At 63.6% G+C, this 14763-nt stretch carries 12 protein-coding genes; 5 read left to right on the top strand and 7 right to left on the bottom strand.

Annotated features, from left to right (window positions below):
• Positions 1-6: 6 nt before the first annotated feature.
• The 6 genes from H9L22_RS00310 to H9L22_RS19365 form a co-directional block, all read right to left on the bottom strand.
• Positions 7-1554, bottom strand: a complete 1548-nt coding sequence (locus tag H9L22_RS00310; RefSeq protein WP_187721144.1) for a glycoside hydrolase family 43 protein — start codon at positions 1552-1554, stop codon at positions 7-9.
• Positions 1551-3887 carry a beta-glucosidase family protein gene (locus tag H9L22_RS00305; protein WP_187721143.1) on the bottom strand — a complete coding sequence of 779 codons (2337 nt, stop codon included), beginning with the start codon at positions 3885-3887 and terminating at the stop codon, positions 1551-1553. Before H9L22_RS00305 ends, H9L22_RS00310 begins: the two co-directional genes overlap by 4 nt.
• Before the next feature lie 52 nt (positions 3888-3939).
• Positions 3940-4806 (bottom strand): carbohydrate ABC transporter permease, encoded by an 867-nt coding sequence (locus H9L22_RS00300; protein ID WP_187721142.1) that lies wholly within the window; start codon positions 4804-4806, stop codon positions 3940-3942.
• 1 nt (position 4807) lies between these two features.
• Entirely contained in the window at positions 4808-5776 is a 969-nt protein-coding gene (locus H9L22_RS00295) for a carbohydrate ABC transporter permease (RefSeq protein WP_226966002.1), read from the bottom strand.
• A 64-nt stretch (positions 5777-5840) separates the two neighbouring features.
• Positions 5841-6821: an extracellular solute-binding protein gene (locus H9L22_RS00290; RefSeq protein WP_264292641.1), complete on the bottom strand. Its 981-nt coding sequence runs from the start codon at positions 6819-6821 to the stop codon at positions 5841-5843.
• A gap of 1 nt (position 6822) precedes the next feature.
• On the bottom strand, positions 6823-7122 hold the full coding sequence (locus tag H9L22_RS19365) for an extracellular solute-binding protein (RefSeq protein WP_264292510.1): 300 nt from the start codon (positions 7120-7122) through the stop codon (positions 6823-6825).
• Between the two features lie 217 nt (positions 7123-7339).
• Between H9L22_RS19365 and H9L22_RS00285 the strand changes: the two genes are divergently transcribed.
• From H9L22_RS00285 to H9L22_RS00270, 4 genes are all read left to right on the top strand, one after another.
• A complete protein-coding gene (locus H9L22_RS00285; protein WP_187721141.1) occupies positions 7340-8335 on the top strand; it encodes a LacI family DNA-binding transcriptional regulator in 996 nt (331 codons plus the stop codon).
• Positions 8336-8473: 138 nt separating this feature from the next.
• Positions 8474-9568 (top strand): Gfo/Idh/MocA family protein, encoded by a 1095-nt coding sequence (locus H9L22_RS00280; RefSeq protein ID WP_187721140.1) that lies wholly within the window; start codon positions 8474-8476, stop codon positions 9566-9568.
• Positions 9569-9594: 26 nt separating this feature from the next.
• Positions 9595-11109, top strand: coding sequence for an alpha-N-arabinofuranosidase (locus H9L22_RS00275; protein ID WP_187721139.1), 1515 nt, complete (start codon positions 9595-9597; stop codon positions 11107-11109).
• Positions 11110-11880: 771 nt separating this feature from the next.
• Positions 11881-13083 carry a glycosyl hydrolase family 95 catalytic domain-containing protein gene (locus H9L22_RS00270; protein ID WP_187721138.1) on the top strand — a complete coding sequence of 401 codons (1203 nt, stop codon included), beginning with the start codon at positions 11881-11883 and terminating at the stop codon, positions 13081-13083.
• A 10-nt stretch (positions 13084-13093) separates the two neighbouring features.
• Here H9L22_RS00270 and H9L22_RS00265 read toward each other — a convergent pair.
• Positions 13094-14259 (bottom strand): IS3 family transposase gene (locus H9L22_RS00265; protein WP_187721137.1). Its coding sequence is split into 2 segments (ribosomal slippage): positions 13094-14013 and positions 14013-14259, totalling 1167 coding nucleotides; the frame shifts between segments, so codons are not numbered across the junction.
• Here H9L22_RS00265 and H9L22_RS20115 point away from each other — a divergent pair.
• Positions 14164-14706, top strand: coding sequence for a glycoside hydrolase family 95-like protein (locus tag H9L22_RS20115; protein ID WP_406707803.1), 543 nt, complete (start codon positions 14164-14166; stop codon positions 14704-14706). The genes H9L22_RS00265 and H9L22_RS20115 overlap by 96 nt on opposite strands.
• Positions 14707-14763: the final 57 nt, after the last annotated feature.

The following is a 14763-nucleotide window of genomic DNA, read 5'->3' as shown; positions in this document are numbered from 1 at the left end:
CTCCTACTAGTTGTGTGTTGTGCCTGAGTGATCCTGGGCACGATGCCCCACTGGCGGCACGGGCAGCCCAGCGGCTGCCAAGTCCTGATCTGTCCCTTGGACCCAGTCCGTGACCAGCCCCAAGCCCCCAGCACCAACCACGTAGGGGCCGGCGACCGTCCCCACAAACCCTCCCGCTACTTCGGTTGCAAGGCTGGATGCCTTCGTCTCGCCCAGGGGCTGCCCGTTCACGAACCACGTGACCTTGCCGCCATCCAGTTGAGCCAAGAGTTCAATCAGCTCCGATACCTCGATCCGGACTGACGCCACGCACGTATCCGTCCCTGCATCTCGTTCGATCAGTTCCACGGCACCCCTCTTCGAGTCGATCTCCGCCCTGAGGTGACTCGCGTCACTCTGTCGCAGGATCAGCCCACCTGCCGCGCCCTCGCTCAAGCGTAGGGTGACGCGAACCTGGTCGTCCCACCGGGTAAGGCGACGGAACAGTGCACTGGGTGTTCCAGTGCCGTTGAACGTCTGGTCCGCCCCGTGCAGCACCCAGCCCGATTCCGTCATCCGCACGAAGTCTGCGGGGCCACGGAGAGAAAGGGTGGCGTCAGAGCGTGCCAACCTGTTGTGGCGGGCATCGGTCGAGGTCCCCGGATCAGCGACTCTTCCGACGCCTGGCGCGAGCACAGGCCAATCGTCAACCCAACTCACTGGGACGATAAAGGTCTCCCTGCCAAGAATGTGGTGTCCGTCGCGTGGGCGGACAGCCAAGCACACGGCCCAGGTCTGTCCGTCATGGTCGTCGAAGAGGTCAGCGTGCCCGACATTCGCCACAGGCTCGCCCGGACCGAGGTGGCGGTGGGTCAAGATCGGATTCTTCGGGTTTCCCCGATACGGGCCAGTCACTGCACGGGAGCGGGCTACGACTATGGCATGGTTCTCCTCAGTTCCACCCTCGGCTGTGAGCAGGTAATACCACTGTCCGCGCCGGTAGAGATGCGGACCTTCTCCCCAGACTGCTCCGGTAACGGCTTGAGACCACAAGTGGTACTCCGGACCGACCAGTTGCCCCGACACAGGATCCAGCTCCCTGGACCACACCTCCGTCTCTCCCTCGTAGCTCGGCTCATCTCTCAACCGACACCCGGTCCACCACAGCGAACCGTCGTCATCCTCGAAGATATCCGGGTCCATGCCTCGGGCTCCTTCGACGACGACCGGCTGGGACCAGGGCCCAAGCGGAGTCGCTGCCGTCACGAAGAAGTTCATCTCGCTCCGAGAGTTGCTGAACACCGTTCCGGTGAGGAAGTAGCGACCGCTGAGATACCGCAGGGTTGGCGCGTAGATGCCGCCCGAGTCATACGCGTCCGCGAGCACGGCCGGCGCGTTGTCTGAAGCGATCGCCGAACCTACGTACTTCCACTCTCGGAGATCAGCACTCCAGTAAAGCGGAATCCCGGGGAAATACTCGAATGAGGAGCAGGCGACGACATAGCCATCCGGCACCCGGACGACACTGGGGTCCGGATGGAAGCCTGGCAGCAGCAGGCTGTCTGACGGCCTCACCCAATCACCCTGGTTCGGGACGTAGAGAAGAAACGTCGTCGATGTGGAACGGCCCGTTCAGCCCCCAAGAGCTGCGCTGAAACCGGTAGCCCGGTATCTGCGGCGGACCGCGCCGCCGTCAGCGTCACCACCCCTGGTTCCACAATCCTCTCCCGTTTGAGACCGGTGAATGAGAAGAGGTCCGTTGGAACCTCGAATGCGATTTCGACGCTCGACTCGGCAGGCACGACTACCCGCTGGAAGCCAACCAACCACCGGAGCGGCCGGACGACCTGCGCAATGGGGTCGGTCGCGTAGAGCTGGACAACCTCGGTCGTTGGGCGAGTCCCGTGGTTGCGGAGCACAACGGACATGGATAACGTGCCATCGATCGGAATCTCATCGGCGGCGAGCGAGGCAGACTCGTAAGACACGGTGCCATAGCCGAGGCCGTGCCCGAAGGGATAGGCGGGGCTATTGTCCAGCACAGTGGCACCTTCCGACCTTCCACCTAGCCTCGGCTGCAGGTACGTGGAGCGTGAAGCACCATCCCCGCCCGGAATCTGGACTGGCAGTCTGCCGCTCGGCTCAGTGATTCCTGTGATGACATCCGCTATCGCCTCTGCACCTTCCTCCCCGGGGAAGAACACCTGGAGCGCTGCAGCTGAACGTCGGCTCAGCTCCCCGATGGCGTAAGGCCGACCGGACACCATGATCAAGATGACGGGGGTTCCAGTCGCCAGGACTGCTTCGGCAAGCTGAGCCTGGCGTCCTGGAAGCGAGAGATCGGGCGCGTCACAGCCCTCACCCGACGTCCCTGCGCCGAAGAGCCCAGCCCTGTCACCCAGAACGAGGAACACCAGGTCTGCATTGCGAGCCGCTTCGACGGCATCCGGTATTCCTGAAGCATCCGAGCCTGCAATCGACACGCCGGCGTGGCACTCGAACTCCGTTGAGGGGAGTCGATCCATCAGCGCCTGCCCGATGGTGGGGATCTCCACGCCGAGCCCGAAGGAGGCAGTCTTGGAGAGCACATGATTTGGGAACGCATAGCAGCCGAGAAGGTTGCGGGGATCGTCCCAACTCGGCCCGATGACAGCTACCTTCGCTGGCGACTGAGTGAGCGGTAGCACGGACTGGTCATTCTGAAGCAGAACGACCGACCGCTCGGCGAGACGCCGAGCTATGGCTCGATTCCGGGCCGAGTCAAGTTCAACGTCCCCGGCCCCGGCAGGCACCAGATCCACCCCACGGTCAAGCAGCCCAGCCTCGATCTTCTGTGTCAGCACCCTGCGGACCGCATTGTCCACCACCGGTATCGGCAGTTGCCCCGTTTCCACTGCTTCTGTCAGCTCCTGCGAATACGCAACGGTATACGGCAGTTCGACATCGATGCCTGCACGCAGCGCCGCAACGCCGGCGGCAGCGTCATCGGCAACGGTGGCGTGCATCGAACGCAGGAATGGCACCGCCCAGTAGTCCGAGACGACTGTCCCCTCGAATCCCCAGGTATCTCGAAGGAGGTCCGTCAGCAGTTCGCTGCTTGCCGCAACCGGGACGCCGTCGACATCGGTGTAGCTGTTCATCACCGACCGGGCACCGCCCTCAACGAGTGCCGCCTCGAAGGGTGGGAGGAACACGTCGGCGAGCTCGCGGCCGCCAACAGAGACCGGCGCGTGGTTGCGTCCGCCCCGCGACGCTGAGTAGCCAGCGAAGTGTTTGAGGGTGGCGATGATCCCGCCCTGTTCCAGGCCCTTGACATAGGGGACGGCCAGCGACGACACAAGGTAGGGGTCCTCCCCCAACGTCTCTTCGACCCTTCCCCAGCGGTAGTCCCGCACAACGTCGAGCACAGGAGCGAGCCCATGGTGGACCCCGACGCCGCGCAGGTCTTCGGCGATGGCTGAAGCCATCTCCAGGACTGTGTCCGGATCGAAGGCTGCCGCCCACGCCAACGGCGCAGGATAAACCGTGGCTCCATATGCCGCAAACCCTGTCAGGCATTCCTCGTGCGCGATGGCCGGAATACCAAACCTGTTGGCCGAGACAACCTCGCGCTGCAGTTGCTCGAGAAGCCGCGCACCAAGGGCCGGGGATACCGGTCGCGTTCCGTAGGCACGAGTGATGTGTCCCAGCCCATGCGCGATGCGATCTGAGTGGGGCAGATCAGCGTCTGAGAACTGGTCCTGCATGGGGGCAACGTTTCCACCCTCGATCCAGCCCTCGACAGGTGGCTGTGGCCACACGGACCCGAGCTGCCCGATCTTCTCGGCGAGGGTGAGCCGCCCAAGTAGGAGCTCGACCCGCTCAGGGATGGGGCGGGACGGATCGCGCCAAGGCGCCGACTCCAGCATGGATTGAGCCGAATTTGCGGTGGTCATGATGTTCCTGAGGTAGTGGGCCAGTTCAGCCCTTGAATGCGCCATCCATGATCCCCGCGACTAGCCTCTTGCCGACGAACGCAAAGACGATGAGCAACGGGAGGGTGGCAAAGAACGATCCGGCTGTGGCAAGTCCCACATCGATGAACCGGTTGGACTGCAGAAGTCGCAGCGCGATCTGGATGGTGAACATCTCCGGGGATTTGAGGACAATGAACGGCCACATGAAGTCGTTCCATGCTCCCACGAAGCCGAAGAGAGCTAGCACGAAGGCCGCCGGCTTCACCACCGGGAAGACAATCTGCCAGAAGGTCTGCCACGAGTTGGCGCCATCCACCTTGGCAGCCTGGATGAGTTCATCGGAGATGGTCGCAGTGATGTGCTGTCGCATCCAGAAGATGCCGAAGGCTGTGACGAGTCCGGGGACGATAAGGGCTTCGAGTCGGTCAACCCAACCGATCGACGAGATGATCATGTACTGCGGGATGATGCTCAGTTGCGTCGGTACGGTCATGGTCAGCACCACGACGATGAAAAGTGTGTTCCGCCCAGGAAACCGGAGTTTTGCGAAGGCATAACCGGCCATGGCGGCGAGAAAGGCCTGCCCAGCCCCTACGAGCAGCGAGACGACAGCCGAGTTGAGGAGCGCCCGCATGAACGGAACCGTCGACACGACGAACGTGAACATCTCTCCGAGCCGAAGACCGGGGACCATACGGGGAGGGCGTTGAGCGGCCGAACCCGCAGGGCTCGACGCGATGACAAACATCCAGTAGAGAGGGAATGCGCACATCGCGACGGCGATGATGAGACCGAGATAGGTCCACCACCTCACGCGATTGACGCGACGGTGGCGTCCCTTCGAGTCAGGCCCGGCTTTGTGGATCGACATGTCAGGCTCCCTTCAGCCGAGTCGAGAGGAGGAAGTTCATCACGGCGAAGAAAACAACCATGATGAACAGGGCCACGCCGATCGCGGCACCGTAACCAAACTGGTACTGGCCGAAGCCCTGTTCGTAGAGGAACAGTGCAAGGGTTTGGCACTGCCGGGTCGAGCCGCACGTCTGCGATGCGGTCGGGTTGGCGAGGAGCGGCTCCGTGAACACCTGTAGGCCACCGATCGTCGAGGTCACGATGGTGAAGATGAGGATGGGACGCAGCGACGGAATGGTGATGTGGAAAAACTGTTGCCACCCCGAAGCTCCATCCACGGCCGCCGCCTCGTAGACCTCTTGCGGAATGGCTTGGAGCGACGCCAGGTAAAGGAGCGTGTTGTAGCCAAACCAGCGCCAGGCAACCATGAGTGCGATCAACGCCCACGTGGCGAATTTGTCCTGAGTGAAGTCGATCGGGTCGATTCCGACCAGCCCGATCAACCAGTTGAACATCCCATAGTCGCGATCAAAGAGTTGCGCGAAGACGATGGCCGTCGCTGCCGTGGAGGTGATGTACGGCAGCAGCATCGACATGCGGAAGAACGTGGCTGCACGCAGTCGCGGGTGATTGAGGAGGTGAGCCAGACCAAGCGCAAGCAGCAACTGCGGCACGGTCGAGAGCACCCAGATACCCAACGTATTGACAGTCGCGTTCCAGAATCGGGGGTCATTCCAGAGCCGAACGAAGTTGTCCAGCCCGATGAATGTCTGTTCGCCGATCGGGTTCCACTCGAAGAAGCTGATGTAGAACGTGAACAGGAGTGGAAACAGCCCGAAGATGGCAAAGAGCAGGAAGAACGGAGCGATGTAGCCGTAAGGCGACACCGACTCCACCAACTTGTTCCAGCGCGTCTTGTATGACGCCTTGGGCTGAGGCTTCTCGGCGCGCGACGGCGCCTGTGTGTGCGTCATTGTCTCTGCAGTCATGGTTGATGAGTCCTTCCGGAGGGGCTGTCGACACTCCGCTGTCGACAGCCCCTTCCGATCAGCACTACTCGCCGATCGCCAGCTTGATGTTGTCGAGCGCCTTCTGCCAAGCCTCGTCGGCAGACAGTGAGCCACCCTCGACTGCCACGACGGCATTGATGAACTCAGTACCGATCGGTCCGGACTCGGGACCAATAAAGAACGGGCTCATCGCCTCAACCGACGCGGTGTAGATCTGGCCGATCGGCGCATCGGGGAAGAAGGGGTCGCGGTACTCCAGCAAGGCGGGGTCCGCGTACACGCCCGGTGTCGTGGGGAGGGCGCCAGAGGTCACGAAGTGCTCAAGTTGCGACTCGGGCGACTGCATCTCCTTGATGTACTCCCATGCTGCCTGTGGGTTCTTGGCACCGGCCGGGATGGCCAAGTAGCTGCCTCCCCAGTTGCCGGCCTTCTCCGGGATCTCGGCCACACCCCACAGCCCTGACGTGTCAGGCGCGTTGCTCCGAATCGACCCGAGCATCCAGCTGGGAGCAGCCATCACTGCGAAATCGCCCTTGCCCATGCCCGTGTTCCAGCCATCTGACCACCCCGCAAGACGCGCGCTGATCCCAGATGCATCGGCCTTCAGCGCTAGGTCAAACGCTGCCTTGATCTCGGGGTTCGAGTCGTAGATGAGGTCGCCGTCGGGTGAGTAGTACTTGGCCTCCACCTGGTTGACGGCCTGGAAGAAGATCGACTGGGACGAGTTGTCCACGAACTTCTTCCCGGTCTGAGCAACGTAGGCCTCGCCGACCTTGATGAAGTCGTCCCAAGTGGGCCACAGTGCGCTCACGGAAGTGGAGTCGGTTGGGAGCCCAGCCGCTTCGAAGAGGTCCGTTCGATACGCCACGGCCATGCCGCCGACGTCGGTCGGAACACCGATGTGGGCACCGTTGAGGGCAGTCGCGGCCGACCACGACCACTCGAGGTAGTCACCGGCAATCTCCTCGGCACCGAGGGTGTTGAGATCGACGAAGTTCTGTGGGTTCTCAACAAACTTGGGCAGGTCATCGCCTTGGATTCAGAACCAGGTCGGGAACCTTACCGCCTGCGAGGGCCGTGGTCAGGGCCTGCGCCGTCTCAACGGAGGAGCCAACCTCGGTCAGCTTGACGGTGACGTCTGGCCGCTTGGCCTTGTACTCCTCGACGCTGGCGGCCTGATCGATACCGGTGAAGGACCAGAACTCAAAGGACGTCTGTTCGGACGCGCCGCTGGTGGTGGTAGGTGCCGGGTTGGAGCACCCAGTCGCCAGCAGCGCAAGCGCTACGGCGGCCGCGGCTCCGGCGGCGATTCGACGGGAAGCCATGAGGAATCCCCCTTCCTTGCGGGATTGTGTCCGGAAGCGACTTCCGGCTGAGAGATCGTTCTCTCACGCCGCCTATGCAAGCATCTTTTGTCTTGCGATGCAACCCGTCTGCGGGATCGTTATCTCTCTGTTATGGTTCGCGAAAAGCGGGCCCACCACCGCACGGAAGGTCCAGCAAGCTCGCCACATACCCGTACAGGACGCGTCAGGAGGACAGGTGAAGCGACCCACCGTGATCGACGTGGCACATGGGGCGGGTGTCTCCCGAGCAACAGCGGCCCGGGTTCTCGCCGGCTCCGACCGGGTCGACCCTGCCATGACCGCTGCCGTCATGGCAGAGGCGCGACGCCTCGGCTACGAGACGAACCTTGCAGCCCGCTCACTCAGGAGTGGCCGCTCTGGCGCCATCGGCCTCGTGGTCGCCACGAATGAGCTCGGCGGCCTGATGGGCAACTTCGCTGCAAAGATCCTTCAGGGCGCAGTCAAGGGACTCACGGACGTCGACATTCAGCCCGTGATCGTGGCGGCCGACAACGACAACCGCGTGACGCGGTACTTGAGCAAAGGGCACGTCGACGCCGCCATCGTGATCCTGCAGCACGAGTTCAGCGAGGTCACCGCGGCCATCGCCGCCTCATCCCTACCGCTCGTCTGGGTCGGACGCCCCGGCTTCCCGATCGGCGCGAACGCCGCCGTTATTGACGCGGACAACTACGGGGGAGGTCGCCTGGCCGCCCGAACTCTCCTGGATTCAGGCCGGCAACGTATCGCACACATCGCCGGCCCGCGTGACATGACGGCAGCCAACGACCGCCGCCAGGGTTGGCAGGACGAACTGTACGAGGCCAGCATCACGCCGGGCCCTGTCGCCTATGGCGACTTCAGCATGGCGGGCGGGACGTCCGCGATGATGCGCATCATCGCCCGCTCCCCCGACGTGGACGCGGTCTTCGTTTCATCAGACCTGATGGCAGCCGGAGCCCTCCGCGTCCTTCAAGCGTCCGGCAGGTCAGTCCCGCGCGACGTTGCCCTTCTAGGCTTCGATGACGTGGCCGTCGCCACGACTACCGACCCTCCGCTCAGCAGCATCCGCCAGCCGCTCGAGGACATGGGACGGAGAGCCGCCGAGATGGCGAACTCCCTCTCCCACGGCCGCGACATCTCCCGAGATCAGACCCTGCCAACGACCTTGGTCAGCCGCGAGTCGCACTGACGTCACGGGACCCACGCGCGAGCCCCTAGGAGGACTCGACAGTCTAGAGATCGTTCTCTAGAGTAGGTGACGAGCTGGCCTGAGATGCCTGATCGCCAGCATCCCTAGCGGCAACGTTGCCAAGAAAGGACCTGTGCGATGGGTACCCCTCTCAAGGTCGGAATCATCGGGGTCGGAAACATCAGCGGCCAGTACCTGGCCGCCATGCCGACCTACCCGACCATCACCATCACCGCGGTCGCCGACCTCCACGAGGACAGGGCCGCCGCGGCCGCCGCCCCACTGGGAGCCGCCGTCGTCCCGGTGGCCGACCTCCTGGCGAGCCCCGACGTCGATCTGGTCCTGAACCTCACGACGCCCGCCTCGCACGCCCCGCTCGCCCTGCAGTCGCTGGCAGCCGGCAAGCACTACTACGGAGAGAAGCCGTTGGCGCTGACCTTCGCCGAGGGACAGGCCATCATGGAGGCCGCCGCCGCGGCCGGACTGGCCGTCGGAAGCGCCCCCGACACCGTGCTGGGTACCGGCATCCAGACCTCCCGACAGCTGATCGAGGAGGGACGGATCGGCGACGTCGTGGGTGCCATGGTCCACTGGACGGCGCCCGGTCACGAGCTCTGGCACCCCAATCCGGCCTTCTACTACCAGCCGGGAGCCGGCCCCCTGTTCGACATGGGCCCCTACTACCTATCTGCGCTGGTCCACCTCCTGGGCCCGATCGCCCGCGTGACCGGGGTGGCGACCCGCAGCGACCGCCCCAGGACCGTCGCCACGGGGCCGCTCGCCGGCCAGGCCATCCCCGTCGACGTCGCCACGCACGTGACGGCGCTGCTGCAGCACGCCTCCGGCACCGTCAGCACCGTAACCGTCAGCTTCGACGTGTGGGCCACCCGTGCCCCGCTTTTCGAGGTGTACGGCACGCAGGGCTCCCTCGGGATCCCCGACCCGAACCAGTTCTCCGACACCACCCTGCTCTGGACTCCCGAGGTCCGGGAATGGGCAGAGGTGGCGCCCACCGCCGGCTACCGGGACGGCGCCCGCGGCGTCGGCGTGGCGGACCTGGCGGCTCGTCTCGCACACGGCGAGCCCCCGCGGGCTTCCGGAGACGTCGGGCTGCACGTCCTCGAGGTCATGGAGGCGATCCTCAACTGCGAGGAGGGACGCGGGCACAGCATCCGCACGCGTCCCACCATCCCCGCACTCGTGCCGTTGTGCATCCACCCGACCCTGTCCTGAGACACACACAGAAACATCGAGATTCCATGACCCACACAGACGTCGTCATCAACCTTGACCTGACGGGCCCGACCGTCAGCCGCCATCTCTACGGACACTTCGCCGAACACCTGGGCCGCTGCATTTACGGCGGCTTCTGGGTCGGGGAGGACTCTCCACTGCCCAATACCCGCGGGATCCGCACCGACATCGTCGAAGCTCTACGGGCAATCCAGATCCCCAACCTCAGGTGGCCCGGCGGCTGCTTCGCAGACGACTACCACTGGCGCGACGGCATCGGTCCAAGTACGGAGCGTGCCAGGATGGTGAACTCCCACTGGGGTGACGTGGTGGAGGACAACTCGTTCGGAACACATGAGTTCATGGATCTCTGCGACATGCTCGGGGCGGACGCATACATCTGCGGAAACGTCGGTTCTGGGACGGTGCGGGAGATGAGTGAATGGGTAGAATATCTGACCCGTGGTGACGATTCTCCCATGGCTACGCTGCGCCGCCAGAACGGTCGCGACGAGCCGTGGCGGGTGCCCTTCTTCGGGATCGGGAATGAGCCTTGGGGCTGCGGAGGCAATATGCGGGGCGATGCATATGCGGACCTCGCGCGCCAGTACGCCACCTACGCCCGAAACCACGGCGAGAACACGCTGTACCGTATCGCCGCAGGCGCAAGCGATTCCGACTACGAATGGACCGAGTCGCTGATGAAGGCTCTCGGCTGCATCCCCTGCGGTGATCGACCGGCGTTCGAGGCCGTCTCATTCCACTACTACAGCTTCGCGGGCCAGAATGGGCTCAAGGGGTCGGCGACCGATTTCAACGAGGATGACTACTTCCGAACAATCGCGTCGGCAGCAAAGGTGGAGGAACTCCTCACCCGACACTCCACGGTCATGGACAGGTACGACCCGCAACGCCGGATTGGACTCGTCCTCGATGAATGGGGGACGTGGTGGGATGTCGAGCCGGGAACCAACCCCGGGTTCTTGTACCAGCAGAACTCGCTCCGGGACGCGATGGTGGCCGCGATCCACTTTGACGCCTTCCATCGCCACGCTGACCGCCTCGTGATGGCCAACATTGCCCAAACGGTCAATGTTCTCCAGGCAATGGTGCTGACTGATCCCGAGACGAGCGCACTGGTTCTCACGCCGACCTACCACGTCTTTGAGATGAACACCGGTCATCACGATGCAGCGACCTGCGACGTCCGTGTCCGGAATGCCCCGACTCGAAACTGGAACGGCACAGAGTTGACAACTGTGTCCGCCTCAGCGACCACGACTGGAACATCCGCCCTTGTCTCGCTCACGAACCTCGACAGCGACGGCCCCGTTGAGCTCGTTCTCGACCTGCGGGGCAGGTCGGTCAAGAGCTGGCACGGGCGCATCCTCACCGCCGAGACAGTCCGGGCCCACAACACTCCCGCTGCCCCTGACGCCGTGGCACCACGGGCGTTCACCGACCTCGAGCCTGTGGAAAGGGGGCTCCGGGTCACTCTGCCACCACACTCGTACGTCACAGTCGCGCTTGACCTGGCGTAACAGTGCCCGCACGCACTAGTTTCATGAGCAGCCAGAGGGCTGCCAACTGGGAGAGCGGCCTAGCCATCGGAACAGGCACCGTCGGGCCGTTCTTCACGGCATTCCCACGAGACACGTCCTGCATCTCACCCACGAGCAGTTCTTCCTACCGGTCAACAGCCACGCGCCCGCACCGGTCCTCGCGCCCCACCTAGGGTCGATGGTCGCCGCGCTTCGGCGCGGCGACCACCACGAAGCGGACCGTCTGCTTCGGGCGGCTGCTGGTGACGAACTGATCTGGGCCGATCCATTTGTTCCCGTGCTGGCTTGTGCCTTGGTCATGGGGGGAGACCCACTCGCTCCCGACACTTATCGAAGGAGCGTCGACTTCCTCAGCGGCGACGCCACCATCTCCTGGACCGATGCGACAGGGGGTCATTCTGTGTCACCCTTGCTGGCCGACACGGCGATCCCGCCATCGACCTCACCTGCAGCAGTGATCGGCACACCACCTGGCAGCTACTTGTTGCGGGCAACGCCGGCGACACGGCGCCGACCGGGCTGGTGGGACACACCGCTGGGGAGAGCTACGGAGCTGCTCTCGACTTTGCAGTGGTCGGCCCGACCCCAGAAATCTCGGTGGCTCTGACCAGCCACGAGGCCTTGCGTCCCGTCACGGCCACTACAAGGATCAGTGCACCCGAACATTCCTCCTGGGTAGCGTGCTCCACAAGTGGAGCGACGCTGGAGTTCACGACCGAAGGAGGCAGTTCAACCACGATCCGTTTCACTGTGGATGTCGCAGGATTCGCTTCCCCTGGCCGATCGGCCGGACCCACCACACCGTTGGATCGTGCGGCACTCATCGCGGGCAGCCAACTCGATCTGCAGAGCAACGTAGGCACTGAGGTTTCGACAGAGGATCTCTTCCTTCGTGCCAGGTCGAACGATGCGGACGCCAGACTCGGGCTGGTCGAACTGGCATACGCCGCCGGACGGCACACCATCTTGTCTTCCACCGGCGAACTACCACCCAATCTCTCAGGAGTTTGGCAGGGAAGCTGGGCCCCTGCCTGGTCCGGTGACTACACGCTCAACGGCAACCTCACTGCGGGCGCGCTCGCATCAGCAGTGACCACCGGCATGCCGGAGCTTCGCACGAGTCTGATCCGGCTCCTGGACCGCTACCGGGAGCACTTCGTTGAGAATGCCGTACGACTCTGGGGCGCGGACGGATGGCTCCTTCCGACACACATGAGCAGCCACGGCAGAGCCAACCACTTCAACGCCGCGTTTCCCCACGCGTTCTGGGTCGGCGGAGGCGGGTGGCTCCTCCGCCACTGCTTCGACTACCTCAGCGCGACCGGCGATAAAGCGGCGCTCCCGTGGATCTGGGAGTTTGCACATGAGGTAATGGCCTTCTACACGACCGCACTCCCCCATTGGGGCGGTCAGTGGCACGTCGCCCCCGGGTTCTCGCCCGAGAACACCCCGGAGGGAAGAGACACCCCGCTCAGCATCGATCCCACAGGCGATCTGACCATCATTCGGGACGCGGCGCTCATCGCCTGCCGCCTTGCTCATCTCGTAGGAGACGAGCGCCCGTGCGCAGCGTGGATGGAGTTTCGTGACCACCTGCCTCCCTTTCGAATCAGCGACGGGCTCCTTGCGGAGTGGATCGACAACGGCACACCAGAGAACCACGCACACAGGCACTGCTCACACCTCTACGTAGCGGAGATTGAGGGCGAGGAGCGTTGGGAAGACAGCGCCATCCAGCAGGCCACTCGCGCGGCCCTTGCAGCCAGAGTCAGACACCGCAACAGCAACCCCACCGCACCCCCGGGCACGATGGAGATGGCTTTTGGTCTGTGCCAGCTGGGCATCGTCGCCGCCCGGCTTGGCGATGCCGAAACCGCCCTTTGGGCGGTGACTTGGCTGACCCAGGAGCACTGGCGGCCAAATGGACTGCGGGATGAAATCCGGACCGCTTGATATTCATGTTTCAGGCTGCCTTGTTGGTTTCGTACCAGTCCTGCTCTGCTTCGTTCGGGGTACGATATTGAAGCGCGGAATGCAACCGTTTCTGATTGTAACGCAACTCGATGTAGCGTGCAATATCCCGGATAGCATGCCGCCGAGTCGGATACACGGCCCGATGAACCCGCTCCACTTTCAAGGTCGCGTTGAACGACTCCGCCCACGCATTGTCATAGCAGATACCAGTCCGTCCGACCGACCGAACAATCCCAGCCGCGCGCGTGAACTCGGCAAACTCGGCCGACATGTATTGAGTCCCGCGATCCGAATGGAAAATCGTCTCCCCGCTGCGGATATGGCCATTACTGATCGCCATGGCCAGGGCGTCGGTGACCAGCTCGGTTCGCATGTGCTCGGCCATCGCGTACCCGACGACCTTCTTCGTGCAGCAGTCCAGCACGGTGGCCAGATACACCCACCCCTGCCAGGTCGGGATGTAGGTGATGTCCCCGACCAGCTTCAGCCCGGGCTCGTCGGCGGTGAAGTCCCTGTTGACCAGATCCGGCAGATCCTTCGCGTCAGCCGGGATCGTGGTCCTGGGCCCGCTGCGGCGCGGCTGACAAGCCACCAAGCCACGCTCGGCCATGATCGCACGCACCGTCTGCGGGTCACACGGCCTCCCGGCCCGCACCAAGGCGGCATGGATCCGTCGGTAGCCGTAGGTGGCGTCGGAGTCGGCGAACAGGACCTCGATGATGTCGCCGAGCTCGTCGCGCCACCGCTGGGTCACCGAGACCGGCCGGTTGAGCCACTCGTAGTAGCCGGCCCTCGACACCCTCGCCCACCGACACATGCTCCGGATCGAGTAGTTGCCTTCTTCGCTGTTGATGAACGCGTACTTCGCGGTCACCGGAACTCTTTGGCGAAGAAGGCCGCCGCTTTTCCCAGGAACTCCCGCTCGGCCTTCAACTCACGGACCTCCTTACGCAACCGTGCCAGTTCAGCACGCTCCGGTTCGCTGATCTCCGGTAACTCATCCGGGTGGTCCCGCCGATACGCATTCACCCAATTCCTGAGTGTTTCCGAGCCGATACCATGATCACGCGCGACCTCGGCAACAGTCCGCGACGACTCAATCACCGCACGAACCGCCTCCGCCTTGAATTCCGGGCTGAACTTCTTCCGGGTCATTCGATCCCTTCCATTTCTCCCACGGATTCTACCGGTGGGGGCTCTTGGTCCGGAAACAATCCCTCACCTCAAAACATGATGTCGACCCACGACGCCGGGGCCATCTTCAATGTCGATGCTTCGGGAGGCTTGCCTGGTTTGGTTGCCGCAATGCTCTTCCGGAGTGAGCCGGCAACCTGTTACCTTCTCCCGGCCCTGCCGACCGACTGGCCCACTGGGTCGATCACTGGCCTGGTAGGCCACCACGGCCTGATCCTGGACAAACTGGAGTGGGACACGGGGCAGGGCAGAGGGCATGCAACCCTACGACGACGTCCCGGGACCGAATGGCTTCGAGATAGTGACAGCCTCTCCATCCATGCCGGAGCAGGCTGGACCGTTCCGATGGAAGCCGTCCATGTGGGCACAACCCCAGTCACGGTTGAACTCTCACGCCGTCCCTTCTGAGCTGAGCGCACAGTCGCAGCGTTAGGAACGGGAGGGTCACGCGATTTACACTGGTCG

Source organism: Tessaracoccus defluvii, assembly GCF_014489575.1.
GTDB lineage: Bacteria > Actinomycetota > Actinomycetes > Propionibacteriales > Propionibacteriaceae > Arachnia > Arachnia defluvii.
The sequence above is the reverse complement of the archived record's forward strand: the minus strand, read 5'-3'. Positions and strand labels throughout refer to the sequence as shown.

Excerpts from the sequence above, each read along its gene's own strand:
- H9L22_RS00280 (WP_187721140.1), top strand. The coding sequence starts at position 8,474 with ATGGGTACCCCTCTCAAGGTCGGAATCATCGGGGTCGGAAACATCAGC.
- H9L22_RS00300 (WP_187721142.1), bottom strand. The coding sequence starts at position 4,806 with ATGTCGATCCACAAAGCCGGGCCTGACTCGAAGGGACGCCACCGTCGC.
- H9L22_RS00295 (WP_226966002.1), bottom strand. The coding sequence starts at position 5,776 with ATGACTGCAGAGACAATGACGCACACACAGGCGCCGTCGCGCGCCGAG.
- H9L22_RS00275 (WP_187721139.1), top strand. The coding sequence starts at position 9,595 with ATGACCCACACAGACGTCGTCATCAACCTTGACCTGACGGGCCCGACC.
- H9L22_RS00305 (WP_187721143.1), bottom strand. The coding sequence starts at position 3,887 with ATGCTGGAGTCGGCGCCTTGGCGCGATCCGTCCCGCCCCATCCCTGAG.
- H9L22_RS19365 (WP_264292510.1), bottom strand. The coding sequence starts at position 7,122 with ATGGCTTCCCGTCGAATCGCCGCCGGAGCCGCGGCCGCCGTAGCGCTT.
- H9L22_RS20115 (WP_406707803.1), top strand. The coding sequence starts at position 14,164 with ATGATCACGCGCGACCTCGGCAACAGTCCGCGACGACTCAATCACCGC.